25 protein-coding genes and 1 riboswitch are annotated in these 24234 nt (G+C 36.0%); of the genes, 9 read left to right on the top strand and 16 right to left on the bottom strand.

What is annotated here, in order from left to right:
- Positions 1-3 precede the first annotated feature (3 nt).
- Positions 4-3189 carry an efflux RND transporter permease subunit gene (locus ACQWU4_RS02905; RefSeq protein ID WP_429934263.1) on the top strand — a complete coding sequence of 1062 codons (3186 nt, stop codon included), beginning with the start codon at positions 4-6 and terminating at the stop codon, positions 3187-3189.
- A 161-nt stretch (positions 3190-3350) separates the two neighbouring features.
- On the opposite strand, the gene ACQWU4_RS02900 is transcribed toward ACQWU4_RS02905, so the two are convergent.
- From ACQWU4_RS02900 to metE, 4 genes are all read right to left on the bottom strand, one after another.
- Positions 3351-3728, bottom strand: a complete 378-nt coding sequence (locus ACQWU4_RS02900; protein WP_429934262.1) for a hypothetical protein — start codon at positions 3726-3728, stop codon at positions 3351-3353.
- 84 nt (positions 3729-3812) lie between these two features.
- Positions 3813-4259, bottom strand: a complete 447-nt coding sequence (locus ACQWU4_RS02895) for a KTSC domain-containing protein (RefSeq protein ID WP_429934261.1) — start codon at positions 4257-4259, stop codon at positions 3813-3815.
- Between the two features lie 126 nt (positions 4260-4385).
- Positions 4386-4886 (bottom strand): hypothetical protein, encoded by a 501-nt coding sequence (locus ACQWU4_RS02890; RefSeq protein ID WP_429934260.1) that lies wholly within the window; start codon positions 4884-4886, stop codon positions 4386-4388.
- Between the two features lie 391 nt (positions 4887-5277).
- A complete protein-coding gene (metE, locus tag ACQWU4_RS02885; protein WP_429934259.1) occupies positions 5278-7617 on the bottom strand; it encodes a 5-methyltetrahydropteroyltriglutamate--homocysteine S-methyltransferase in 2340 nt (779 codons plus the stop codon).
- A 24-nt stretch (positions 7618-7641) separates the two neighbouring features.
- Between metE and ACQWU4_RS02880 the strand changes: the two genes are divergently transcribed.
- Complete coding sequence (locus ACQWU4_RS02880) at positions 7642-7776, top strand: hypothetical protein (protein WP_429934258.1); 135 nt, start codon at positions 7642-7644, stop codon at positions 7774-7776.
- Between the two features lie 24 nt (positions 7777-7800).
- Positions 7801-7986, bottom strand: a riboswitch (cobalamin riboswitch).
- Positions 7987-8120: 134 nt separating this feature from the next.
- Here the strand turns inward: ACQWU4_RS02880 and ACQWU4_RS02875 are convergent.
- From ACQWU4_RS02875 to ACQWU4_RS02840, 8 genes are all read right to left on the bottom strand, one after another.
- Positions 8121-8675 carry a hypothetical protein gene (locus ACQWU4_RS02875; RefSeq protein ID WP_429934257.1) on the bottom strand — a complete coding sequence of 185 codons (555 nt, stop codon included), beginning with the start codon at positions 8673-8675 and terminating at the stop codon, positions 8121-8123.
- Positions 8676-8901: 226 nt separating this feature from the next.
- A complete protein-coding gene (locus ACQWU4_RS02870; RefSeq protein ID WP_429934256.1) occupies positions 8902-9561 on the bottom strand; it encodes a DUF2306 domain-containing protein in 660 nt (219 codons plus the stop codon).
- Between the two features lies 1 nt (position 9562).
- Entirely contained in the window at positions 9563-10246 is a 684-nt protein-coding gene (locus tag ACQWU4_RS02865) for a hypothetical protein (protein ID WP_429934255.1), read from the bottom strand.
- A 7-nt stretch (positions 10247-10253) separates the two neighbouring features.
- Entirely contained in the window at positions 10254-10835 is a 582-nt protein-coding gene (nudK, locus tag ACQWU4_RS02860) for a GDP-mannose pyrophosphatase NudK (protein ID WP_429934254.1), read from the bottom strand.
- 27 nt (positions 10836-10862) lie between these two features.
- Positions 10863-11780: a TIGR01777 family oxidoreductase gene (locus ACQWU4_RS02855; protein ID WP_429934253.1), complete on the bottom strand. Its 918-nt coding sequence runs from the start codon at positions 11778-11780 to the stop codon at positions 10863-10865.
- A gap of 29 nt (positions 11781-11809) precedes the next feature.
- Positions 11810-12154: a hypothetical protein gene (locus ACQWU4_RS02850; protein ID WP_429934252.1), complete on the bottom strand. Its 345-nt coding sequence runs from the start codon at positions 12152-12154 to the stop codon at positions 11810-11812.
- 3 nt (positions 12155-12157) lie between these two features.
- Positions 12158-12760 carry an HPP family protein gene (locus tag ACQWU4_RS02845; protein WP_429934251.1) on the bottom strand — a complete coding sequence of 201 codons (603 nt, stop codon included), beginning with the start codon at positions 12758-12760 and terminating at the stop codon, positions 12158-12160.
- Entirely contained in the window at positions 12760-13665 is a 906-nt protein-coding gene (locus ACQWU4_RS02840) for an arginase family protein (protein WP_429934250.1), read from the bottom strand. Before ACQWU4_RS02840 ends, ACQWU4_RS02845 begins: the two co-directional genes overlap by 1 nt.
- A 428-nt stretch (positions 13666-14093) precedes the next feature.
- On the opposite strand from ACQWU4_RS02840, the gene ACQWU4_RS02835 reads away from it, so the two are divergent.
- From ACQWU4_RS02835 to ACQWU4_RS02810, 6 genes are all read left to right on the top strand, one after another.
- On the top strand, positions 14094-14426 hold the full coding sequence (locus ACQWU4_RS02835; protein WP_429934249.1) for a single-stranded DNA-binding protein: 333 nt from the start codon (positions 14094-14096) through the stop codon (positions 14424-14426).
- A 14-nt stretch (positions 14427-14440) separates the two neighbouring features.
- Positions 14441-14896 (top strand): HRDC domain-containing protein, encoded by a 456-nt coding sequence (locus ACQWU4_RS02830; RefSeq protein ID WP_429934248.1) that lies wholly within the window; start codon positions 14441-14443, stop codon positions 14894-14896.
- Between the two features lie 126 nt (positions 14897-15022).
- Complete coding sequence (gene hisS / locus ACQWU4_RS02825) at positions 15023-16372, top strand: histidine--tRNA ligase (RefSeq protein WP_429934247.1); 1350 nt, start codon at positions 15023-15025, stop codon at positions 16370-16372.
- A gap of 102 nt (positions 16373-16474) precedes the next feature.
- The gene (locus ACQWU4_RS02820; RefSeq protein WP_429934246.1) at positions 16475-17014 is read left to right on the top strand and encodes a PH domain-containing protein; all 540 of its coding nucleotides are present in this window, start codon (positions 16475-16477) and stop codon (positions 17012-17014) included.
- 7 nt (positions 17015-17021) lie between these two features.
- Positions 17022-17678, top strand: coding sequence for a GNAT family N-acetyltransferase (locus ACQWU4_RS02815; RefSeq protein WP_429934245.1), 657 nt, complete (start codon positions 17022-17024; stop codon positions 17676-17678).
- Positions 17679-17742: 64 nt separating this feature from the next.
- Positions 17743-18534 carry a class I SAM-dependent methyltransferase gene (locus tag ACQWU4_RS02810; RefSeq protein WP_429934244.1) on the top strand — a complete coding sequence of 264 codons (792 nt, stop codon included), beginning with the start codon at positions 17743-17745 and terminating at the stop codon, positions 18532-18534.
- 95 nt (positions 18535-18629) lie between these two features.
- Here the strand turns inward: ACQWU4_RS02810 and ACQWU4_RS02805 are convergent, their stop codons facing one another.
- From ACQWU4_RS02805 to ACQWU4_RS02795, 3 genes are all read right to left on the bottom strand, one after another.
- Complete coding sequence (locus ACQWU4_RS02805) at positions 18630-18866, bottom strand: YtxH domain-containing protein (protein ID WP_429934243.1); 237 nt, start codon at positions 18864-18866, stop codon at positions 18630-18632.
- Positions 18867-18964: 98 nt separating this feature from the next.
- Positions 18965-19807: an isoaspartyl peptidase/L-asparaginase gene (locus ACQWU4_RS02800; RefSeq protein WP_429934242.1), complete on the bottom strand. Its 843-nt coding sequence runs from the start codon at positions 19805-19807 to the stop codon at positions 18965-18967.
- 94 nt (positions 19808-19901) lie between these two features.
- The gene (locus ACQWU4_RS02795; protein ID WP_429935069.1) at positions 19902-20789 is read right to left on the bottom strand and encodes a cyanophycinase; all 888 of its coding nucleotides are present in this window, start codon (positions 20787-20789) and stop codon (positions 19902-19904) included.
- A 201-nt stretch (positions 20790-20990) separates the two neighbouring features.
- On the opposite strand from ACQWU4_RS02795, the gene cphA reads away from it, so the two are divergent.
- Positions 20991-23621, top strand: a complete 2631-nt coding sequence (gene cphA / locus ACQWU4_RS02790) for a cyanophycin synthetase (protein ID WP_429934241.1) — start codon at positions 20991-20993, stop codon at positions 23619-23621.
- A 92-nt stretch (positions 23622-23713) separates the two neighbouring features.
- Here cphA and ACQWU4_RS02785 read toward each other — a convergent pair whose 3' ends face one another.
- A complete protein-coding gene (locus ACQWU4_RS02785) occupies positions 23714-24208 on the bottom strand; it encodes a MepB family protein (protein WP_429934240.1) in 495 nt (164 codons plus the stop codon).
- Positions 24209-24234 lie beyond the last annotated feature (26 nt).

Raw genomic sequence — 24234 nt, 5'->3', positions numbered from 1 at the left:
AATATGAAGTTAGCAGAAATATCCATTAAAAGACCCTCGCTGGTTATCGTATTATTTACGATACTTACCTTGGGTGGGATCTTGAGTTACACCATGATGGGGTACGAATTGATTCCGAAGTTTGAAACCAACATGGTAACGATTTCTACGGTGTATCCCGGAGCTTCGCCTGCAGAGGTGGAAACTTCCGTTACCCGAAAGATCGAAGATGCCGTTGGTTCCCTGGAAAACGTAAAGAAAGTAGAATCCTCTTCATACGAAAGTTTATCCGTAATCATGGTTCAGCTGAATGACGGAGCAGATGTAGACTACGCTTTGAATGATGCTCAGAGAAAGGTAAATGCAATCCTGGCAGACCTTCCGGATGATGTGGACGCACCATCCCTGAACAAATTCTCTTTGGACGATTTACCGATTATCACGATGAGTGTTTCATCTGATAAGCTGAACAGTAAGGATCTTTATGACCTTTTAGATAAAAAAATTGAACCTATTTTCTCCCGTGTAAACGGTGTTGCGCAGGTTGACCTTGTAGGTGGACAGGAGAGAGAGATTCAGGTGAATCTTGATGAGAAAAAACTGCAGGGTTACGGACTTTCAATTTCAGACGTACAGCAGGCAATTCTTTCATCCAACCTTGATTTCCCGACAGGTAGCTTGAAGACAAGAACTTCAAAATCTACCATCAGATTATCAGGAAAATATAAGTCTACTCAGGAAATGAACAACCTTGTGGTTTCCAATAAAAATGGAGCTCAGGTACGTTTATCTGATATTGCAACAGTTTTTGACTCACAGAAAGATGCTGAAAAAGTAGCAAGATTCAACCAGTTTCCTACAATTTTGATGCAGGTTAAAAAACAGTCTGATGCCAATGCAGTTGCCGTATCTGAAAGTGTTCAGAAAACAATTGCAACAGTAGAAGCAGCTTATAAAGTTCAGGGAATAAAGGTAAAAGTGGTAAATGATACTACAGACTTTACCCTTGAATCTGCGAACCACGTTATTTTCGACTTATTCCTGGCAATTATCCTTGTGGCAATTGTGATGTTATTATTCCTTCACAGTATCAGAAACGCATTTATTGTAATGGTTTCTATTCCGGCTTCATTGATTGCAACATTTATCGGAATGAACCTGATGGGATATACCTTGAATTTGATGAGTTTATTGGGTCTGTCACTTGTGGTAGGTATCCTTGTGGATGACGCGATTGTGGTACTTGAAAACATTTACCGTCATATGGAGATGGGTAAAAGTAAGATCAGAGCGGCTTATGACGGAGCTTCCGAGATTGGGTTTACCGTTGCAGCGATTACGCTGGTAATTGTGGTGGTATTCTTACCGATTGCGATGAGTTCAGGTCTTGTGGCCAATATCCTTGCCCAGTTCTGCGTCACCGTAGTTATTGCGACGATGTTGTCACTATTGGCTTCCTTTACCATCATTCCTTGGTTATCATCAAGATTCGGTAAGCTTGAGCATTTAACAGGTAAAAACTGGTTCCAGAAATTTATCCTTTGGTTTGAAGGTTTAATTGATAAATTCACGCATTGGATTACAGGAATCCTTGAATGGTGTCTGAAATCCACTTTAAGAAGAATATCTACTGTTATTATAACTTTTGTTATCCTGATTGCTTCGTTCATGTTAGTAGCTTTCGGTTTTATCGGAGGAGAATTCTTCCCGCCAATTGACCGAGGTCAGTTCCTTGTTCAGATGGAATTATCAAAAGATGCTACCGTTGAAAAGACTAACCAGTTAACATTGGACGTTGAGAAGTTCTTAAGAAACGATAAAGATGTTGTTGATCTGATCACAACAGTAGGGCAGCAGTCTACAGGTTTTGGTGGAGCTCAGGCAACAACATACCAGTCTGAGGTTCAGGTAAACTTAACAGATAAGTCTGAACGTTCTGAAAGTACCAACATCAAAGCTGCAAAAGTAAAAAGAGCTTTAGAAGAGAAATTCACAGGAGTTGAATTCAAAACCGCTCCAATCGGTATTATGGGGGCAGAAAATGCTCCGATCGAAATGGTGGTAACCGCTCCGGATAACGCAACAGCGGTAAAAGAAGCGACAAGAATTTTAGAATTATTGAAAAAAGTTCCTGGAGCAGTAGATGCTGAATTATCTACGGATACAGGTAATCCGGAGGTTCAGGTGAATATTGACAGAGATAAAATGGCTTCTTTAGGTCTGAATCTTTCAAGTGTAGGACAAACGATGCAGACTGCATTCAACGGAAATACAGACGGAAAATTCAGAGCAGGAGAATATGAATACGACATTAATATCCGTTTTGGGGATGCAAACAGACAGTCTATTGATGATGTTAAGAACTTAATGTTTACAAACCCTCAGGGACAACAGATCCGTCTTAGCCAGTTTGCAGACGTGAAAATGGGTTCAGGACCAAGTTTGCTTGAACGTAGAGATAAATCTCCTTCTGTAAAAGTAAGAGCTAAAGCTGTTGGTAGACCTGTAGGTGACGTGGCAAATGAATGGGCTAACCAATTCATGGACAGTAAAAATAAACCTGTAGGAGTAGATTACATCTGGAGTGGAGATATGGAAAACCAGCAGGAAGGTTTCGGTACGTTAGGAATTGCTTTATTGGCAGCTATCGTATTGGTATACCTGGTAATGGTTTCATTGTATGACAGTTTTGTATATCCGTTTGTGGTATTGTTCTCAATTCCTTTGGCAATGATCGGGGTAATGGTAATCCTTGCTTTAACTGCCAACTCTTTGAACATTTTCACGATGTTGGGTATGATCATGTTGATTGGTCTTGTTGCGAAAAACGCGATTTTGATTGTCGACTTTACGAATGCAAGAAAAGCCGCAGGAGCGAATACACATGATGCACTGGTTCAGGCTAACCACGCCCGTCTTCGTCCGATTCTGATGACTACGATTGCGATGATCTTCGGTATGTTACCGATCGCATTGGCAACCGGAGCAGGAGCAGAGATGAACAAAGGTCTTGCATGGGTAGTTATTGGTGGTCTGACATCGTCTCTATTCCTTACCTTGATTATCGTACCTGTAGTGTACTCTCTGTTTGATTCTATTCTAAGAAGAATGGGTAAACATGAAAAAGTAGACTATGAAGCTGAAATGAAAGCAGATTATGTACACAAAGAACTAAGTGAAGACGGATATACTCCTAAGCACGTAGACTAAAATATTTTAACCTTAATTAACCGAAAAACCGTATCACTTTTGATACGGTTTTTATTTTATAACTTTTAATACTTCTTTGACTTTTCTAAATTCAGGAGAGTTCATATTATCATCCTTAAAATTAAAAAGTTTGGTTTTGCTTGTTACTAATGAATTTGATATCAATGTATTTGATGTATTTTTGCCAAATCAGGTTCCTGAAATTCATTAAAATAAATTGTAGTTATACTGATTATACTTTTTTGAGGTTTTTTATTATACTTTTCATAATGAGTGGATTCAGATTTTAAAACCCGGATAATCTTATCATTGGTATCTTTTGTAATTTGAATACTATAACCTATGGTGCCAATAGTTTTGTTCTTTTTATCTTTTATAAATCCAGAACCTTCAATGAGTTTGGTGGGATAATTACTTGAATACACATTTATACTGTCCAGGTGACTGTAATTTTTAAGTTTTATCCGGTTTTGTTCTTCATTATTAAGTTGCCCAAATAATAGAGCTGAATTAAAAAATAAGAGCAGAAAAAGTTTCATGTTATTTTCATTTTTAAGTTAAAATAAAAATACAAAAGCTTCCGGAATGTACCGAAAGCTTTTGTATTTTATATGTGGAGAGAATTAATCTGCCATTGCCTCACCAGATTTTCTGTAGGTAAAATTTCCGTAAATATGTCTTCTTGCAAAACGGCTCGGAGAATCAGAATTAACCATTTTTATATAAGTGTTTCTCGGAACCCCGATGTATTCATACATTTTTCCGTTCAGATGCTGAACCGTTAAAATTGCTTTTTCAAGATAAAAATCCTGAATATTAGATTTTGTTATCGTTTCAGTATATTCCTCTTTATATTTTTCCTGTGTTTCAGGGTTGATGCTCACCAAAAAGTGATAGGCTTCAATTACAGATTTGCTTTTTTCTTCTGCTTCCAGTTTACCTGCTTCATCATTTGCAAATTTATCAGGATGAGAATCTTTCATCGTATTCCTGTAAATTGTTTTTAACTCCTTCAATGTAACATTTTTGTCAACCTCGAGAAGTTTTCTGTATTCGCCTAATTTTTTCATAATGATGATCCTTTATTTCGGGGTGCAAAATTAGGGAATTTAATTTGAAAAACTGTAAGTTATTCATTATTAATTTATTTGATGCTATGGAAATGTTATGGAAAAGATACCAAACATGTATTCTTTTTAATCAGGATCATTTAAATTCCTGAGTTCATTGATGTCTTCAATATCTTTTTTTCGTCCACTTGATTTTTTATCTTCTATCAGATCGTCCAGACTGATAAAGTTGATATTTACGCCATCCAGCTGTATAACTTCCTTTCTGAGACTAGCTTTTGAGTAAGTTATTGCAGAACGGGTTCCTGGAAGAAGATCTAAAGTAAAATCAGGTAATTCCAGTTTAAAAAATGATTTTTTTGGATTTGGGCTACTTTCTGCTCTGTATTTTGTGACATCTTTTCCGAGACTTTCAATTGCGTTAATCAACCTGAAATAATTTTCATAAGTCGGATTATACCAGATATCAATATCAGGTTTCCCGGAAATGGTACCATCCATATTGGTGGAAGGTCTGTAATGACCATAATAAGCAACAGCTGTTCCGCCTATAATCATATACTGTACAGCATGCTTTTCGAAAATTTCACAGACGGACACCAGACTTATTTTGAAATCATCTTCCATATAGATTAGCTGCTTTTAGGTGGAGTTTTTTGGATGGATTTAATGAATTTTTCGAATTTCTTATGTTTTTTATCCACAGACTCCTTATCCAGTAGATCATGCTCATTGGATTTTAGCTCTTTAAAAGATGAATATTTTATAATTGCCTTCATTTTGGATAAAATAATTACTTTACTTATTGATACTAATTTACGAAATATATTATAAATTTCTTTATTTCTGATATGGATCTTTCAGTAATCATTTTTACTTTATTCCGGCTTTTATACTGATTGTGAATATTAATATTGGAATCAAAATACGGTTATTTTTTATTTGGGGAATTTGTCTTCGGATAAATATTAACCGGAAAGAAAATCCCAACAAAAAGTTGGGATCTATAGTATTGAGTCTATAACCAATGGTTTTTAAGCTTTTCCTGAGTTACATAAGCTGCAGCTGCTTCTTTTGAGGCTTCTACCATTGCAATCAGCGCCTTCTCCGTTTCATCCCAGTGGCGTGTTTTCAAACCACAGTCAGGATTCACCCAAAGCTGCTGTGCCGGAATAACAGCTTGTGCTTTTTTCAGCAAAAAGATCATTTCCTCTTTTGAAGGAACCCTCGGGGAATGGATGTCATAAACTCCCGGACCGATCTCATTCGGGTATTTGAAATCTGCAAAAGCCTGCAGCAGTTCCATCTGACTTCTGGAGCATTCTATAGTAATCACATCGGCGTCCATATCGGCAATATTCTGGATGATATCATTAAATTCAGAATAACACATGTGCGTATGAATTTGGGTTGAATCCTCTACACCGGAAGCTGAGATCCTGAAAGCTTCTACAGCCCATTTCAGATATTCCTGCCATTCGGATCTTCTGAGCGGAAGTCCTTCTCTGATAGCGGGTTCATCAATTTGGATAATCCTGATTCCTGCTTTTTCCAGATCATTCACCTCATCGCGGATAGCCAATGCAATCTGTTTGCAGGTTAGAGAACGGGGCTGATCATCGCGGACAAAAGACCACTGCAGGATCGTTACCGGACCTGTAAGCATTCCTTTTACCCATTTTTGAGTTAAAGATTGAGCATATTCAGACCAATAAACCGTCATCGGATGAGGTCTGTGAACATCACCATAAATCACCGGAGGTTTTACACATCGGCTTCCATAGCTCTGAACCCAGCCATTTTGAGTAAAAGCGAATCCTGAGAGCTGCTCTCCGAAATATTCCACCATATCATTACGCTCAAATTCTCCGTGAACCAGTACATCTATTCCGATTTCTTCCTGCCAGCGGATGGTTCTTTCTGTTTCTTTTTTAAGCAGACTATCATATTGCTCGGCGGTCAGTTCTCCTTTTTTGAATTTTGACCGCCAGGTTCTTACTTCTTTGGTCTGAGGAAATGAACCAATAGTTGTAGTTGGAAAAAGAGGAAGCTGAAGAACTTTCTGCTGATCTTCTTTTCTGATATTAAATGGGCTGTTTCTTTGAGCATCATCTTCAGTGGTTACATCTGCGCGGTTTTTTACTTCCTGATTGTGAATCAATGCAGAGATTTTTCGGTTATCAAGAGCTTTTTTATTTTCTGCATATTGCTGTAAAGCCTGATAATCTGCATTTCCGGAAGCCAGCTTTTTTAAGGCAGTAATTTCATATACTTTTTGTTTGGCAAAGGCCATCCATTGCTTGATTTCAGGAGATAATGTATTCTCATTGGTTTCCAGATCAAGATCGAAAGGCGAGTGGAGGAGAGAACATGACGGAGCAATGAAAACCCTTTCCGAACCAATAGAATTCACTGCTTTTTCTATGAAGCCCAAAGATTTTTCAAAATCATTTTTCCAGATATTTCTTCCGTCTACAATTCCTAATGAAAGGCTCAGTGTTTCAGGGATGGTATTTAAGACTTCATCCAATTGTTCAGGACAACGTACAAGATCTATATGCAGAATATCTACAGGAAGCGAAACCGCTAACGAAAGATTGTCCTTTAAGCCTTCAAAATAAGTTGCGATGATCAATTTAAGATCCGGGAATTGGTTTCTGATTTCGGTATAAACCGATTGATAAATTTCTTTTGCTTTTTCGGTAAGATCCAGAGCTAAAAACGGTTCATCAAACTGAATCCATGTGGCACCATGATTTTCAAGTTCTTTTAAAATTTCAATATATACTGGAAGCAGATTTTCAATAAGTTCCAGTTTATCAAAACCGTCTTCCTTTTCTTTACCCAGTAAAAGGTAAGTCAAAGGGCCGATGATAACAGGTTTTGCTTTTATTCCAGCTTGTTTTGCGCTGATGAATTCACTGATGATTTTTTTTGAAAACAATCTGAACTGCTGGTTTTTCTGAAATTCAGGGACAATGTAATGGTAATTGGTATCAAACCATTTTGTCATTTCCATAGCGGTAATGTCGAGATCTTCTTTCTGATAGCCTCTGGCCATTGCAAAATACAAATCAAGCTCAGAATTGGATGATCTTGATGCAATTTCCTTGTAACGTTCAGGAATAACTCCTACAGTCAGAGTCATATCCAAAACCTGATCATAATAGGAAAAATCATTACAGGGAATAAGATCGATTCCTGCTTCCTGCTGCATTTTCCAGTTTTGCAGACTGATGTTTTTTCCGGTTTCCAGAAGTTCATTTAATGATGCTTTGCCTGACCAATACTGCTCGCAGGCTTTTTTGAGTTCTCTGTGGCGGCCAATACGCGGGCTGCCAAGAATGTGCGTTTGCATGTTCTTAAACTTTTAAATTAAACAATGATGATTTTAAAAGCTCTTTTAGAATGCTTCGCAATGCTGACGGAAAAGAATTTTGAGGATATAAATGGATACAATGAGGACGTAATTTTCCCTGTAACGAAAAGGACGTTCAAAAAAGTATCATCTGTATGACCTGAAGCTTCAGACCGCGAAAGCATTGTCAATTCAGAATAGGCAGGTCTCCTGACTTGTAACGGCTTTTATCATCCTTCCCGCTTTTGGCAGTGGATATTCACGGATAAAAACTTTTGGTGTGTTACTTACAGTTGCGCGACAGCTCGTGATTCTCACACGATTCCCTATTAATCTACGTTATGTAAAACCTCTTCTGTTTGATGAAGTATGTTAAAGAACTATTTTCAGAACAAATGTAGGGAATATTTGTTTACAAAAAGCAGTGCCTGAAAAAACAGGCGGAGGCTTTAATTGTTAAAAATTAAATTTTTGAACTTAGATTAAATAAAGTTTATATCTGCCTAATTAAGATAATTTACATTAAAAATCCCTTTTTTTAACTTAACTTTTACGGTATCACCTGTTTTATATTCAAAAATAGATTTTAAGTCTTTTGTTTTTCTTTTTTTATCAATTAGATGTATTTCACCATCTTCATAGATAGAGTTATTTTTTCCTGCATTAAGCCAGAAAACCATTGCTTTTTTGTGGCTAATTATTTCATAAGTCTGAACTGTCTGAGAGATCTCAGTATGATAATTAATGAACAATAATATATTGGATATTAATGATTTTAAACTGAAAGTTAAAATTGTAGAAAGTATAATGACAATAATGATCTGGGAAATTTTTTTAGCTTTTGAAAGGATAATTATAACAATGGCTATAACGGCTGTAATCATGAATATATATTTCCACGAATCAATCTTAAAAGCATCCAAATCTGTTTTCAGATAATGTTCTCTGATGAAAGGTTTTAAAAGGAAACCTTCAAAACAGTAGAAAGGAATCAATAGCATTAAAACCCGGATATATGAATTTGATAATATAGCTTTCAGCTTTTCAGGAATGATCATTTTTTATAAATATTTGCCAGGTTATTGTTTTTTAATTTTAAAGTAATAGTTTTGATATAAATTAATATCTATGGAACTGCTTTTTCTTGCTTTTATTTTGCTGATAATTATGGGCTTAGCTTACCTGGTTATGCGTTTTTTTAACCGATGGACAGCAAAATCTCAGCATGCAACGATCTGGAACGGATTGATCTTTATTGCTTCATACGCACTTTTATTGTTCATCTCATTTGTTATTTTTATGATGAACGTAAGTTTTGAACGGTAATACTTTTTGATTTCTGATGATGAAATAGGCTACAGATAGATTAATGATCAGGGAAGCCCAGACATTCAATCCATAAAACAGTTCATAATCATAAAGATTTTCCTGATAAAACAGGTTTTTAATGATCCTGAAAGTAATGGCTGTAACTGTAACTGCATAACTTAAGATCATATATTTTTTATGTTCAGAAACTTTTCCCTTTTTAATGAAAAGAACTGCAGCAAGCGTAAAGTATGCCCAAATAATATCCTGCAGCAGAAATCCTGTAATCCCGAGCATTCCGCCATTCGAAAATAATCCGAGTACAAAGCATGCCGGAACATTAATGATGAGGATATTGTAAACATAAACTCTTCCTATCAACCGATGCAATTTCTTATTCTCAGTTAAAAATCTACTGGAAAATTGGGTCAGCCCAGCCAGAAGGCAAAGTATGATTGAAAAAATATGAATGTAAAAAAATGCCATCCAGTAGGGATTGCTGACCACTTTCTGTTTAAACATAAGGAAGCCTACATTTTTATCAAAACCTGTATATTGGGAAATGGTCTTCAGCATCAGAATGCTGAAAATTAAAACTGCAATGACAGCCAATATCCTTATGATCTTGATTGGCACCTTATTGATATAGTTTTAATGATTGATGGTCATATACATATTTCACATTATTGTTTCTAATGATCATGTCTTCATTTCCGGGCTTCAACACTAATGAATCCGTATCAAAAGTAAAAATGATTTTTTTATCAGATTCTTTAATCTTTAAAATATCAGTTAGCTTCTTTTCCTCATTTTTAGGTTCAATATCCAGATTTCCAATATGCTTTATTTTTCCTTTTTCCAATAAAAATGTATCACCGCCAAAGAAATATTCAAATGCCTGCTGACAAACTATAATGATATTTCCGTTTTGATTGTTCTTATAAAAATAAGGTTCATACAGATAAGCATCCCCGATTCCTTTTGATTTATAGATGATTTCGTTTTTACTGTTCAGCATTAAAAGTCTGTTTCCCCAATCATTTTCAGTGTCAGGCAGAGTCATTTTACCGTCAATAGGCTTATAATTTCCTGTTACGATATGATTTCCTTCTACAGAAAATGCGTGTTCAATATCAAATCCATTGATTTTTAAACCGGAAATACTTTCTGGCTTAAATTCAGTAAACACAATATCTTTTACAACTGCAGTTTCCGGAGCTTCAGAAATCTCTTTTCTGGCTGATTTTTTATTTTCTTTTTGAGATTCCTCCTTACAGTAGAATAGAGTGAATAGAGCCAGCACCGGTATTATTTTTTTCATCTGTTTTCTATACGATGTTTTTGATACGTAAGTATTGTAGCAGCATAATGGTTTTTGCATCCATAATCCCTCCGTTGTCTATCATTGTAAGAGCATCATTAAAAGGAAGTTCTAAAACCTCAATATTTTCACCCTCTTCTTCAAGCCCGCCACCGTCTGTAATCTTCATTTCATGAGAATATTCTGCAATGAAAAAGTGAAGGATTTCCGTTACAGACCCAGGTGACATATATGCTTCAAACACTTTCTCCACCTTTGATATCTTATAGCCCGTTTCCTCTTCAGTTTCTCTTTTGATACATTCTTCAGGATTATCATTATCTAACAAGCCTGCACAGGCCTCAATAAGCATACCTGTTGTATTTCCGTTGATAAAAGTAGGAAGTCTGAATTGTCTGGTTAAGATCACAGAACCTGAAACTTTATTGTAAAGAAGGATAACTGCTCCGTTTCCTCTGTCATATGCTTCTCTGCTCTGGGTTTCTGCTGTTTCGTCTTTTTTTACGATTGTGTATGTAACTTTTTTCAGGGTGTACCAGTTGTCAGAAAGAATTTCTGTTTTAATAATGTTAATGTTTGGTGTGTACATATATGTGTTAAATCTTTTAAATAATATTTATTTTGTCTGATGATGGATTAATAAATTTTCTAAAGCTCCCTTCAGATCGGGAAATTTAAATTGGAATCCTGTATCCTGTATCTTTTGTGATGAAGCTCTGGAACCTTCAAGCAAAGCATCCGCCAGTTCTCCAAATATAATTTTTAAAACGAATGCAGGTACATTAGGCATAAATAATGGTTTATTGAGAACTTCAGCGATCTTTTTAGTTAAATTCTCATTCGTTGTAGGCTGAGGTGAAACCGAATTGTAAGCTCCATCCATATCCTGGTTTTTCAAAGCAGATTCATAGATGGAACAAATATCATCAATATGAATCCATGGCATATATTGTTTCCCATTTCCTAAAGCTGATCCGATACCATACTTTATGGTGGGAATCATCTTCTTCAATGCACCGTCTTCTTTGGAAAGAACAATGGCTGTACGTATTTTAACGACTCTTTCTGCCAGATTCTGTTCTTTAAAATCATCAGCAGCTCTTTCCCATAAAACAACAACTTCGCTCAGAAAATCGTTTCCCGGAGGATCACTTTCTGTATAAATCTTATCCGTAGTTACAGTTCCGTAATAATTGATTCCTGAAGCAGAAATGAAAGATTTAAGCTTTATTTTCTTCTTTTTTACAGTTTTTAAAAGAAGTCCTGCGGAATCTATACGGCTGGATATCAGTTCTCGTTTTCTTTCGCTGGTCCAGCGTTTTTCTGAAATATTGGCTCCCGCCAGATGAATAATATGGGAAACATTGTCAAGAGCAGATTCATCCATCGTTCCGTTGCTGATATCCCATTCAAAATCATTGTCATGTCTTTTTTTACGGGTCAGGAACCTTACCGTATATTCTTTTTCTATTTTCTTTGACAGCTTTTGTGCGATCATGCCGCTGGCTCCGGTTATCAGAACGATTTCTTTCATGGTATAATATTTAAGAATAGTGTGGAATATTAAGCCTGGTTCTTTACAATCAATACAAAATCATCTTCCAGAAGTTTATAGCCGTAATCATAAATAAACCTGTATTCAGAGCCATTTTTATAAACTTTCAGATTGGTGAAATAATCGAAATCAAAACCCAAGCCGTCCATCCTTGATTTTGCAATTTTTGCTTTGCCGTCCGTATTCAGCTCCAAAAGGATACGGTAATTTTTGCGGAGCTTATTGTTAACATTCCGCATCAGGTTGGTAGAGTCTTTATTCTGCTTATTGTTGTAGGCATTCCGGCAGGCATCATTGCAGAATTTTTTATCAGCCCTTCCGATAATTTTTTCGCCACATTCGAGACAGTTCATACTTTATTTTTTCATATTGTGCATGTGTTCATGTTTTTTCCTTAATAACCTTTTAAACCTGGTATGGGAAGGGTAACTTCTGTTGGAGGTTATATTGTTAAATAAAAGAGCAGTCAGTAAAAGAATAATGCATCCTGATAAGACAGGAGAAAGAACATACCAGTATCCCAGTTCAGGAATTTTTCCTGTAGAACTTACTGCAATTAATGCTGTTGCCCCGCCGGGAGGATGAAGGGTTTTGGTATACTGCATCAGTACAATGGAAAAAGCTACAGCCAGCGGAGCAGAAAGCCAGATGATGTCAGGAACTATCTTATAAACGGTAACACCGACAAGAGCTGAAATAACATGTCCACCCACCAGATTTCTGGGTTGGGCAAGCGGACTTTGAATGGCTCCATAAATCAGAACACTTGAAGCTCCGAATGAACCGATCAGGAATATATTTTCAGTTGCCGCTAAAGTATGGGACTGAATAAATGCAATGATTCCAATCCCGACAAATGCTCCTAAAAAGGACCAGAAATGTTCTTTATAATCAACCAGCGTCTCTTTATAAATTACATATTTTGAAACCCTGAATGTTCTTTTTATAGTCTTCTTCATTAATCTTCTTTATTTTTTATTATTTGAATTAAATTTTTTACAAATGGTTGAGTATACATACCTTTCTGATCATAATCCGGATCCAGGACAGTGATTTCTATTCCAAAGCATAGAGGAGAATGAATCAGTGGTTTCAAAATTTCTCTGAGATTTTCATAATCAATTCCATCTTCCATTCTGCTGTCTACAGCAGGCATCAGCTCGTCTTTCAGAACATCAACGTCCAAATGAATAAAAAAACCATCCAGATTTTTTATTCCTGTCATTTTTAAGAAATCTTCAGCTGTTTTCCTAAAACCATTTTTTCTAACTTGTGTCAGATCAAAATAATGAATGTAAGAATTGACGATTTGTGCTACATATTCTTCATCATCTGTTTCTGCATTGCCGACACAAAAAATATTTTCCTCCTCAAAATAAGGTTTAAGTCCTTGAATATTAGTTAATTTTTCATGTCCCAATCCGGTAATAATAGCTAGATCCATTCCTGCAACGGCTTTAGTGGAAGAAAGGTTGGGAAGAATAAAATCAGTATGTCCGTCCAGATAAAAAAGCCCAAAATTTCCAAGTTTCTTTAAGGCCAGAGCAGTTCCGATCAGAATACTGCAGTCGCCTCCAAGCAAAATGTTGAAACTGTTGTCTTTATGATTGTTTAATATAAAATCTGCCTGCTTCTGAGCATAATCAATAATAGATAAAGAATTTAAGACACCAGATTCCTGATCAAGTTCCATGGAATATTCCGGAGCGTCTAATCTGAAAATATGATCGGGATTGATTTTCTTGTGAAAATCAAATTTTCTGAGCCAGTCCGGAAGCTTTCTGACTCCAGGCTCAGTTTCATGATCTTTTTTCTTTAATCCCAGGTTGAGAGGAAACTCAAAAATATTGATGTTCCTTTTCATAGATGATATTTGATCAAAGATACGGAATTATCCATTTTCAAATGGATAAAACTGACACAATGATATTTCTCCAATGGTTTTTTATTACTGTCGTTGTGAGGATAATTAAATAAAAATGACAAGAACATTTAAAAATTTTACTTAGTAGAATTAAAGTTTAATTTTTATCTCTTGATGAAAAAGAAAAGTGAATTTTTTAAATTAAAAGAAATATGACTATATCAAATTGATTGAGGCCATATGTCTGTTTAATGAAGCAAAATTTGTTAAAAATTATCGAAATATATTCGACAACAAACGAATACAAATGAATTTAAATAGTTTATAACCGACTATGATGTGCTGGCTTAACAATCTTTGCAACAGAGATTTGAGAAAGGCAGTGAACGTCTCTTATCTGAATTATTAATCTTAAAAATTTTAAAGTTATGTCACTAAGAAACAAAGTAACATTAATTGGTTACACAGGTAAAGAAGTTGAAACAGTAAACTTCGAAAGCGGGAACTTAAAAGCAAGTGTATCCTTAGCCACCAGCGATCATTACACAAATGCAAAAGGCGAAAAGGTAGAAGAAACACAATGGCACAATTTAATTGCCTTTGGAAAAACAGCTGAAATCCTTCAGAAGTACGCCCCCAAAGGAAAGGAAATTGCCATTGAAGGGAAACTTACATACAGATCGTATGATGACAAAGACGGCGTTAAGCGGTATATAACAGAGATCCGAGTTGATGAGATCCTTCTTTTAGGAGGTAAATAATTCTAAAAACACAAATGATGAAAGTAAAAGTTTTTAAAATCAGACTTTCCAAAGAATTTCTCCATCGAGATCAAAGAATGCTTGATGATTTTCTTGAAGTGAATGAAATTGTAAAAGTGGAAACCGCTTTTATAAATGATGAATGTTACTGGTCCGTGATCCTGTATTTCGAAGAGCTGAAAATAGCCAGAAATATGGTAAAGGAACCAAAAGCAGTAAAGTACTCTGCAGATAATGATGTTTTAAACTCCGATGAAGTGAAAATTTTGAATGCCCTGAAATACTGGAGATCTGAGAAGGCTAAAGAACAGAATCTTCCTACTTATTTTATCGCGAGCAATAAAGAACTGATGTCTGTAGCCAAGTATAAACCTGCTAAAAAAGAAGAACTGCTTGAGATCAAAGGTTTCGGAAAACATAAGATTGAAAATTATGGTGAAGAGATCCTTGAAATTCTTGAAAGCGTCTGATTTTTTCGGATTTAGTAATGATAATGCATCGGGAGCTGGAGAAGAGATTACTTCTCCGGCTTTTTATCTTTCGGAAAAGTCCTTTCAATTGCTTATTTTTGCATTCATCAAAATGACATACAGCAAATGAAGCCAAGTTTAGCGAAAGGAACGAGAGATTTTACAGCACAGGAAGTATCAAGAAGAAAATATATTATCAATATCTTACAGAAGAATTTTGAATTGTTCGGGTTTCAGCCACTGGAAACTCCAAGTTTTGAAAATCTTTCTACACTGACCGGGAAGTATGGAGAAGAAGGAGACCGATTGATCTTTAAAATATTAAATTCAGGAGAATATGCTTCAAAAGTAAACCAGGATGATTGGGATAATAAAAATCATCAGAAGCTTATTCCTCAAATTTCAGATAAGGCATTACGTTATGACCTTACCGTACCTTTTGCAAGATTTGTAGCGTTGAATCATGGTAAGCTGACATTTCCCTACAAACGCTATCAGATTCAGCCTGTATGGAGAGCTGACCGTCCACAGAAGGGTAGATTCAGAGAGTTTTACCAGTGTGATGCAGATGTAGTAGGAAGTGAAAGCTTATTGCAGGAAGTTGATTTGGTTCAGTTATATCTGAAATCATTCTCTGATCTGAAAATCCCTGTTACTATTCATATGAACAACAGAAAGATTCTTTCCGGTCTTGCAGAATATGCAGGTATTACAGATAAACTGATTGAGTTTACGGTAGCGTTGGATAAACTTGATAAAATAGGAAAAGAAGGGGTTGTTAAAGAATTGCTGGAAAGGGAAATTTCCCAGGAATCAATTGATAAATTGGAATTCTTATTTAATCAGTCAGATGATGCGCTGGAAAATCTTCTTCAACTTAAAGAAAAATTCTCAGGCAATGAAATTGGTTTGAAAGGAGTGGAGGAATTGGAATTTGTTCTTACACAATCTCTGAATCTTGGAGTAGATATGCAAAATCTTGTGTTCAATATTACGCTGGCCAGAGGTTTGGATTATTATACCGGAGCTATCTTTGAAGTGAAAGCGGATGAGGTGGCAATGGGATCAATCGGCGGTGGCGGAAGATATGATAATCTTACTGAAGTTTTCGGAGTTAAAAATATTCCTGGAATCGGGATTTCATTTGGTTTGGACAGGGTTTATCTGGTGATGGAAGAGCTTAATCTTTTCCCTGAAGAAGCATCAACTAAAGTGGAATATCTGTTTGCTAACTTTGGAGGAGAAGGAATTGCAGACGCATTAAAGCTGATCATGCAATTGAGAGGAAAAGGAATTTCTGCCGAGCTGTATCCGGAAAATGCAAAACTGAACAAACAGTTTACTTATGCTGAAAAGAAAGGTATTAAAAATCTGGTATTCTTAGGAGAAGAAGAGATTAAAAACGGAACGATTACTTTTAAAGATCTTGAAGCAGGAGAACAGAAAACAGTTTCCTTGGAAGAATTTTTAGGATAATATCTGAGAAATATAAAATGAAAAGCATTATCGTTTGATAATGCTTTCTTTATTTGGGAAAAAAATTAAATTTGTAATATCTACCATTTATAAAAACGAATAATGAGCGAAAAATCAAGACTTGACGAAATAAGAGATGAACTGGAAGCATTGGATATCAATCCTACCATTTTTGCCAGAAAAGAAATTCATGCACTCCCGGAAGTGCTTTCGGAAGATGAAAAGATTGTGTATCTGGTTGAGGGAAGAAATAAGCTTACCAATCATCATATCATTTTAGTGGCTACCGAAAGAAGATTGATTTTCGTGGATAAAGAATTTATGTATGGACTGAAAGTAGAAGATTTCTCCTATGATAAAGTAAGCTCTATACAATATGAAAAGTCCCTGATGCTGGCATCAATAGATATTCATATTTCAGATAATGTTTTAGAGATTGATAATGTCGGAAAATACTATGCTGAATTGTTTTGTGAAAAAGTAAGGGATTTTATGGCCCGCCCTAAGGAGTATTTTCAAAACAGATCAGAGCCTACAGTTTTAGATCAGCTGGAACAACTTGGAAAGTTGAGAGAAAATGGAGTTTTGACTGAGGAAGAATTTGCTGAACAGAAAAAGAAGCTTCTGGATCAGCTTTCATAAATATAGTATGGCTGATAAAGTATCTCATGATATTATAGAAAAATGGTTAAAAGCATGGTCTTTATCCAGAGAAATTTCTCCTCCGGAGAGATATCAATCAGGTTTTAAAGTAAATGTAGGAGAAGAAAATCAAAAAGTAAGATACGTTTTTCCTGAGCTGAATGATGACTATATTGAACTCTCAAAACTTATTGATGAATCTTGGATTTATCTTAAAGTATGTGCTTCTCCTGATAGCGTTAAAAATGTAGTCCCTCAAAGATGGGAAATACAGCCGGCCGGTTATATGATGTCCTGTTTCGGGCCAATGAACAGTTTGGATAACTATTATCTGCCGGAAGGTTATCAGCTTGAATATGAAAAATACAACTCTACATCAGTTGTGAAAATCATGACCGATAAGAGTGAACAAGCGTCCATTGGCCGTGTCGTTATTGTAGATGATCTGGCTGTTTATGACAGAATTATTACAGAAGCAAACCATCGTAGAAAAGGACTTGCTGCCTTTTTAATGAAGGAACTTGAAAAAATTGCGTTATCGAATACTATTTCCAATAATTTTTTAGTGGCGACTGAGCAGGGAAAAATGCTTTATGAGTCAATGGGATGGGAACTCTACAGTCCATATACTTCAATTGTTATTCCCCCGAATACAATAGTTTAAAAAGGCTGGTAAATGCTTCTGAAAGGATTAAACATTTATTATCTTAGCCAAAAACAATAACATTATGGAAAACTACTTAGAAATTAATAAGAACTCATGGAACGCCAAAGTAGATCCGCATGTGAAATCAGATTTCTATTTTGTGGATGAATTTCTGAAAGGAAGAAGTTCACTCAACTCAATAGAACTTGAACTTTTAGGAGATATAAAAGGTAAAAGTATTCTGCATCTTCAATGTCATTTTGGTCAGGATTCTATTTCCCTGTCAAGAATGGGAGCTGAAGTTACCGGAATAGACCTGTCGGATAAAGCAATTGAAACAGGAAAAGATCTTGCCCAAAAATGTGGTACAGACACAAAATTCATTTGTTCAGATGTGTATAGTCTTCCGGATATTCTGAATCAGAAATTTGATATTGTTTATACAAGTTACGGAGTGATAGGCTGGCTTCCTGATCTGGATAAGTGGGCCGGAGTAATCAGTCATTTTCTAAAACAGGGAGGGAAATTGGTAATGGCAGAATTTCATCCCGCAGTCTGGATGTTCGATGATGATTTTACAAAAGTATCGTATAATTACTTTAATGAAAAACCTATTGTGGAAACTTATGAAGGAACATATGCGGATAAATCGGCAGAGATAGTTCAGGAATATGTGATGTGGAACCATTCTTTAGCCGAAGTTTTGCAGAATCTGATAAAACATAATATAGAGCTGAAGGTTTTTCAGGAATTTGACTGGTCACCATATCCATGTTTCAACCATGTGGAAGAATTTGAAAAAGGAAAATGGCGGATTCCGGTATTTGGTAATAAATTACCTTTAGTTTATGCCCTGAAAGGAGAGAAGAAATAGGTTTTCTGCCTCAATAAAAGATAAATAAAAAGTCATCATAATTCTGAGATTATGATGACTTTTCATATATGAATGTTAAAAAAACTAATCTGCTTTTAGTTTAAAGAGTCTTCAGCTTTTGTTTTAGCTTCGTCTACTTTATTCTGAACCTGAGAAGCAACATCATTTGCTTTGCTCTTAAGATCATTTCCCCATTTGTTCAGATTATCCTTAGCATTATTTATTTTGTCTTTTACTGCCTGTTGTTCTTCAGGAGTAGAATTTTTATATTTCCAGAATGCCAAAGCACCAATACCTAATAAAGCTAATAAACCTTTTGTTTTGTTTCCCATGATTTCTATTTTTTAAAAATGTTGAATTAAAATTTGTTATTAGTAAACATGTAAAATACGTGCCAAAAAATTCAACCGAATGATAAAAAAATGTTAAATTATTGGAAAACCTGAAAATTTTCCCCATCAAAACTTGCGAAGACCATAGTAGGATAAGAATCCTGATGATAAATGTTTCCGTCTTTATCAATAGCAATTGCTCCTGCAAAGCCATCTATAGTCTTAAGCTCTTCAAATGTCTTGTTAAAAGCCTGCTCAAGACTCATTCCGTCTGTGGTCCTTGTTACAATCTTTGCAGCAGTAGCATTGCTTACAATATCTTCTCCAACACCTGTACAGCTCACGGCACAAACAGAATTGGCATAATTCCCTGCCACTGTGGCAGAATCTGAAATTCTTCCGGGTATCTCAAAGCCTTTTCCTCCGGTTGAAGTTGCAACAGCCAGTTTTCCTTCTTTATCAAGAGCTACACAGCCTACAGTTCCTTTACCTCCGTTACGAAGTTTCGCTTCATATTCACTTCTTCTTTGAGGAATTTCAGTTGAGAAATTTTCGAAGCCGTGTTCAGATGCATAAATTTTGGCACCTTTTCCGCCAAGAACCCTGTCATCTTCTTTCATCAGTTCTTTTGCTACGAAAACCGGATTTTTGACATCCTGAAGATTGATCACGCCGCTTAACTTTTGCGTTTGCCCATCCATAATGGCAGCACTCATACGAATCACGCCATCACTCTGTATCTGGGAACCAATACCTGCATTATATAAAGGATCATCCTCCAAAAGAGAAACAGCATAAGCAACTGTATCAAATGCAGAATGGGTCTGAAGATATTCAAAAGCCTTTTGTGCTATTTGTTTTAAAGAATTTTGTTTTGCAGTCTTTACTTCGTGACTTTGATCGCTTTCTGAGAAAAAGCCGCCGTGGATAATAATTTTCATAGTGTTATATTGGGCAATTGCAAAAAATCAATTGTCAATTTTAAAGTTAAGTATAAAAATGTAACCGGTGAAATTCATTATTCACCATTGACTTTTATTTATCTTGCGGTATCGGATTAAACTGGGAATTCTCGATCGTAAGTTTTTTTGTGGTAAGATCGTAATGATCATTCATAGACATTACATGTACCGTAAGATTATCAATTGAAATAGGCTCACCAAGGTTAATATTCGTAAGGTTGGTATCTTTAATAAATCTGCCGTCTACCAGAATTACAAGACCGGAACCTACAGCTGTCATCACATCATTATGAATAAAAAGCCCTGTATCTTCTCCCAATCCTATTCCTAAAGTTCTCGGATTGTTGACTACAGCCTGAAAAAGACGTCCGATTCTTCCACGCTGTACAAAATGCGTATCAATAATTACATTATCTATAAGACCCAGCCCTTGTGTTGTTTTAATTTCACCTTTTAAAAGAGCTTCAGAGCTGCTTCCCTGGTAAATCATATTTTCAGAAGCAGCTGCAGCACCTGCGGAAGTTCCTGAATAGATAAAATCCTGCTCCTGATATTTCAGTAAAATGGTATCATGAAATCTTGTTCCGCCAAGGATAGAAGTCAGCCTGAGCTGATCTCCACCGGTGAACATCACCACATCTGCTGCATTAGCTCTTGCAACCATAGCATCAGAATTGGCTTCTTCACGGTTATGGATGTCAAGGATATTTACATTTTTGGCACCAAGAAATTCAAAGGCCTTTTTATATTCTGTGCCTACAATTTGAGGGATTTGAGAGGCTGTAGTTACAATTTCAATGACAGAATTTTCCTTAAGTCTTGATTCATTGATGATCTTTCTCAGTATTCCTCTTTCAAAAAAGTTAAGGTTTTTTTCAATATTCTGGTCGAAATCGGTTTCTGCAAAGCTTCCTTTGTTTACAGCTCCTCCGATAACAATTAATTTTCCAACAGGTTTCATCATAGTGTGCAAATTTAAAAAATAATTAACATTTGGCGAAATTCATGCCACATTTTAATGATTTTTAATGTTTTAGAATACTTGATTTATTTTAATTTTTTTTTGAGAAATCTTTAAATCTGGTATAGTTTGGTTTAGGGTTTTACATTATCTTTGATTTCTGAAGGAGTTATTGTTAACTGATAAAAATACAAATAGACTATGAAAATTGAGAAGATACAGGCATTGCGGGGCCCAAATATCTGGAGTATCAGAAGAAAGAAGCTGATACAGATGAGACTGGATCTTGAAGAAATGGAAAACTATCCTACAAACAAAATAGATGGTTTCAGGGAAAGAATTGAAAAACTTATTCCGTCTCTCTATACACACAGGTGTTCAGAAGGAGTGGAAGGAGGGTTTTTCCACAGGATAGAGACGGGAACATGGATGGGGCATGTCATTGAACATATAGCACTGGAAATACAGACATTGGCAGGTATGGATGTAGGTTTCGGAAGAACCCGTGAAACAAAATCCCCCGGAGTATACAATGTTGTTTTTAATTATATCGAAGAAAATGCCGGAATCTATGCTGCTGAAGAAGCGGTAAATATAGCCCAGGCTTTAATCGAGAATAAAGAATATGATATTAATGCCTGTATACAGAAATTAAAAGAGATCAGGGAACGTGTCCGTCTCGGCCCTTCTACAGGAAGTATTGTAGAAGAAGCGGTTTCCAGAAGAATCCCTTGGATCAGATTGGGGACGAACTCTTTGGTACAGCTTGGTTACGGTGTAAATCAGCAGCGTTTTCAGGCTACTATTACCGGGAAAACAAGCTCAATTGCTGTAGATATTGCATGTAATAAAGAACTTACGAAAAAAATGCTTCATGATGCTGCTATTCCGGTTCCTATTGGAGATTTGGTGGTGGATGAAGAAGATTTAAATAATGTTATAAGAAAAATAGGTTATCCTATCGTTCTAAAGCCATTGGACGGGAATCATGGAAAAGGCTCTTCCATTAATGTAAATGATTGGGAAGCTGCAAAAACAGGCCTTGAACATGCCCAAAAATATTCCAGAAAAGTAATTGTGGAAAAATATATTACCGGTTATGATTTCAGGGTTTTGGTCATTAACAATAAAATGGTTGCGGCAGCAAGAAGAGTACCTGCGCATGTTGTTGGTGATGGCGAACTGAATTTACAGCAGTTGATAGATAAAGAAAATAAAGATCCGAGAAGAGGTTATGGGCATGAAAATGTCCTTACTGAAATAGAAGTTGACAAAGATACTTTGGAGCTTCTCGATAAGCTTCAGTATACCCTCGAAACTATTCCTCAGAAGGGAGAAGTAGTTTATTTAAAATCTACGGCTAATCTTTCTACAGGGGGAACATCAATAGATGTGACGGATATGGTGCATCCGGAAAATATCACCATGGCTGAAAGGGTTTCCAAAATTATAGGTCTGGATGTCTGCGGTATTGATATTATGGCGGAAAACCTTACGCAACCCCTTAAAGAAAGCGGAGCAGCCATTATAGAAGTGAATGCTGCGCCGGGATTCAGGATGCACCTGGCTCCAAGTGAAGGACTTCCAAGAAACGTTGCCGCTCCTGTGGTTGATATGCTTTATCCTCCGGGAAAACCATTCACAATTCCAATTATCGCAGTGACGGGAACAAATGGAAAAACAACGACAACAAGACTGATTTCACATATCGTAAAAAGCAATGGCTACAGGGTAGGTTTTACTACTTCTGACGGGATTTATATACAAAATACAATGCTTTCAAAAGGAGATACTACAGGACCTCTTTCCGCCGAATTTGTTCTGAAAGATCCTACCGTGGAATTTGCTGTTCTGGAAACAGCCAGAGGAGGAATTCTGCGTTCAGGTTTAGGATATTCGCAGTGTGACATCGGTGTTTTGACGAATATTGAGGAGGATCATTTGGGACTGAATGATATTCACAGCCTGAAAGACCTGACGAAAGTAAAAAGAGTGGTTCTGGACAGTGTAAAGAAAAACGGATGGAGTGTCCTGAATGCTGATAACGAGTATTCCATGAAGATCATCAGTGATCTTGACAGTAATGTTGCCATCTTCAGTATGGATGAAAATAACCCCCATATTGTAAAATTTGCCAAAGAAGGAAAAATCACCTGTATTTATGAAGAAGGTTTTGTTACGATTAAAAAAGGCGACTGGAAGATCAGAATAGGAAAAGCTAAAGACTTCCCGATTACAATGGATGGCAAGGCCAGATTTATGATTGAAAATGTTCTGGCAGCGAGTTTGGCAAGTTATCTTTATGGTTTCGGAATTGAAGACATATCAAATTCTTTAAGAACCTTTATCCCAAGTGCACAGCTTACACCGGGAAGGCTGAATATTTTTAAATTCAAAAGCTTTAAGGTCTTAATTGATTTCGCTCACAATCCTTCAGGGTATGAAGCTATTGAAGATTATCTTAAAAATGTGGAATCTACGAAGAAAATAGGGATTATTTCAGGAGTAGGAGACAGACGTGACAGTGATATCAGGGAATGTGGGAAAATTGCCGGAAGAATGTTTGACCATATTATTATCAGAAATGAAAAGCATCTGCGTGGAAGAACTGAAGAGGAAATCAACGGGTTGATCATTGAAGGAATGCAGTCTTCAGGAAGAGATGTCAGCTATGAGATCATTCCAAAAGAGATTGAAGCTTTAAAGCATGCCATGGGAATGGCTGAGGAAGGTACTTTCATTACAGCTTTAAGCGATGTGATTTCCAATGCTATTGATCTTGTTCAGGAATATCAGGCAAGAGAACTTTTGGAAGACGATAAAAATCCATAAAATAAATGTTCCATAACAAAAAAACGGCTGAGAACTCAGTCGTTTTTTATTTTTTCTTATCATTTCATTTAATGAATTTAGATTGACAGATTTTACTTCAGGTTAAATAATAATTTAGCTTTTTGAAGATCAGATTCTTTACCCGGAGATAGATTAAAGAAGTAAATGGTCTGCCATTTCTGAGTAGCAATTGCCTGCTTATTTTCTACAGAATCCCAATCCGGATACACCCTGATTCCTCTTTTTCCGGGTTTATTTTCATTAGATAAAATTCCCTTTTTAAGAAGTGCTTCCCTGGGAAAAATGAAAATACCTTTATTAACATCTTTGGAAGCAGAAATTAAATAAAAATCAAAAGGATCATTGGTATCAAACGGAGCTGTTTCACCTTTTTCATTCCTTTTCCAGATGGTTACAAACTGACCTGTTTTAGTCGGTGTTATTTTTGCTGTCCGGAATTTAATTTTGAACTGATTTAGACTAAGGCTACAGCCGGAATAATCTTTAGATTCCACATCTTCTTCAACATTTAAGAGTTCCAGCTCAAGTGGCTGAAAAAGCTGTTCATCAACATTTTTAAGATTCATTATATCATTTTATTTTTCACTGCCTT

It is taken from the genome of Chryseobacterium sp. MIQD13 (assembly GCF_050496705.1).
GTDB lineage: Bacteria > Bacteroidota > Bacteroidia > Flavobacteriales > Weeksellaceae > Chryseobacterium.
This window is presented reverse-complemented; position numbering and strand designations above follow the sequence as displayed.

Excerpts from the sequence above, each read along its gene's own strand:
- ACQWU4_RS02895 (WP_429934261.1), bottom strand. The coding sequence starts at position 4,259 with ATGAAAAAATTAGGCGAATACAGAAAACTTCTCGAGGTTGACAAAAAT.
- ACQWU4_RS02900 (WP_429934262.1), bottom strand. The coding sequence starts at position 3,728 with ATGAAACTTTTTCTGCTCTTATTTTTTAATTCAGCTCTATTATTTGGG.
- ACQWU4_RS02785 (WP_429934240.1), bottom strand. The coding sequence starts at position 24,208 with ATGAATCTTAAAAATGTTGATGAACAGCTTTTTCAGCCACTTGAGCTG.
- ACQWU4_RS02805 (WP_429934243.1), bottom strand. The coding sequence starts at position 18,866 with ATGGGAAACAAAACAAAAGGTTTATTAGCTTTATTAGGTATTGGTGCT.
- ACQWU4_RS02865 (WP_429934255.1), bottom strand. The coding sequence starts at position 10,246 with ATGAAAAAAATAATACCGGTGCTGGCTCTATTCACTCTATTCTACTGT.
- ACQWU4_RS02875 (WP_429934257.1), bottom strand. The coding sequence starts at position 8,675 with ATGATCATTCCTGAAAAGCTGAAAGCTATATTATCAAATTCATATATC.
- ACQWU4_RS02880 (WP_429934258.1), top strand. The coding sequence starts at position 7,642 with ATGATGATTTTAAAAGCTCTTTTAGAATGCTTCGCAATGCTGACGGAA.
- ACQWU4_RS02890 (WP_429934260.1), bottom strand. The coding sequence starts at position 4,886 with ATGGAAGATGATTTCAAAATAAGTCTGGTGTCCGTCTGTGAAATTTTC.
- ACQWU4_RS02820 (WP_429934246.1), top strand. The coding sequence starts at position 16,475 with ATGAGCGAAAAATCAAGACTTGACGAAATAAGAGATGAACTGGAAGCA.
- ACQWU4_RS02850 (WP_429934252.1), bottom strand. The coding sequence starts at position 12,154 with ATGAACTGTCTCGAATGTGGCGAAAAAATTATCGGAAGGGCTGATAAA.
- ACQWU4_RS02905 (WP_429934263.1), top strand. The coding sequence starts at position 4 with ATGAAGTTAGCAGAAATATCCATTAAAAGACCCTCGCTGGTTATCGTA.
- ACQWU4_RS02835 (WP_429934249.1), top strand. The coding sequence starts at position 14,094 with ATGTCACTAAGAAACAAAGTAACATTAATTGGTTACACAGGTAAAGAA.
- ACQWU4_RS02845 (WP_429934251.1), bottom strand. The coding sequence starts at position 12,760 with ATGAAGAAGACTATAAAAAGAACATTCAGGGTTTCAAAATATGTAATT.
- ACQWU4_RS02810 (WP_429934244.1), top strand. The coding sequence starts at position 17,743 with ATGGAAAACTACTTAGAAATTAATAAGAACTCATGGAACGCCAAAGTA.
- ACQWU4_RS02855 (WP_429934253.1), bottom strand. The coding sequence starts at position 11,780 with ATGAAAGAAATCGTTCTGATAACCGGAGCCAGCGGCATGATCGCACAA.
- ACQWU4_RS02795 (WP_429935069.1), bottom strand. The coding sequence starts at position 20,789 with ATGAAACCTGTTGGAAAATTAATTGTTATCGGAGGAGCTGTAAACAAA.
- nudK (WP_429934254.1), bottom strand. The coding sequence starts at position 10,835 with ATGTACACACCAAACATTAACATTATTAAAACAGAAATTCTTTCTGAC.
- ACQWU4_RS02840 (WP_429934250.1), bottom strand. The coding sequence starts at position 13,665 with ATGAAAAGGAACATCAATATTTTTGAGTTTCCTCTCAACCTGGGATTA.
- cphA (WP_429934241.1), top strand. The coding sequence starts at position 20,991 with ATGAAAATTGAGAAGATACAGGCATTGCGGGGCCCAAATATCTGGAGT.
- ACQWU4_RS02815 (WP_429934245.1), top strand. The coding sequence starts at position 17,022 with ATGGCTGATAAAGTATCTCATGATATTATAGAAAAATGGTTAAAAGCA.
- ACQWU4_RS02800 (WP_429934242.1), bottom strand. The coding sequence starts at position 19,807 with ATGAAAATTATTATCCACGGCGGCTTTTTCTCAGAAAGCGATCAAAGT.
- ACQWU4_RS02830 (WP_429934248.1), top strand. The coding sequence starts at position 14,441 with ATGATGAAAGTAAAAGTTTTTAAAATCAGACTTTCCAAAGAATTTCTC.
- hisS (WP_429934247.1), top strand. The coding sequence starts at position 15,023 with ATGAAGCCAAGTTTAGCGAAAGGAACGAGAGATTTTACAGCACAGGAA.
- metE (WP_429934259.1), bottom strand. The coding sequence starts at position 7,617 with ATGCAAACGCACATTCTTGGCAGCCCGCGTATTGGCCGCCACAGAGAA.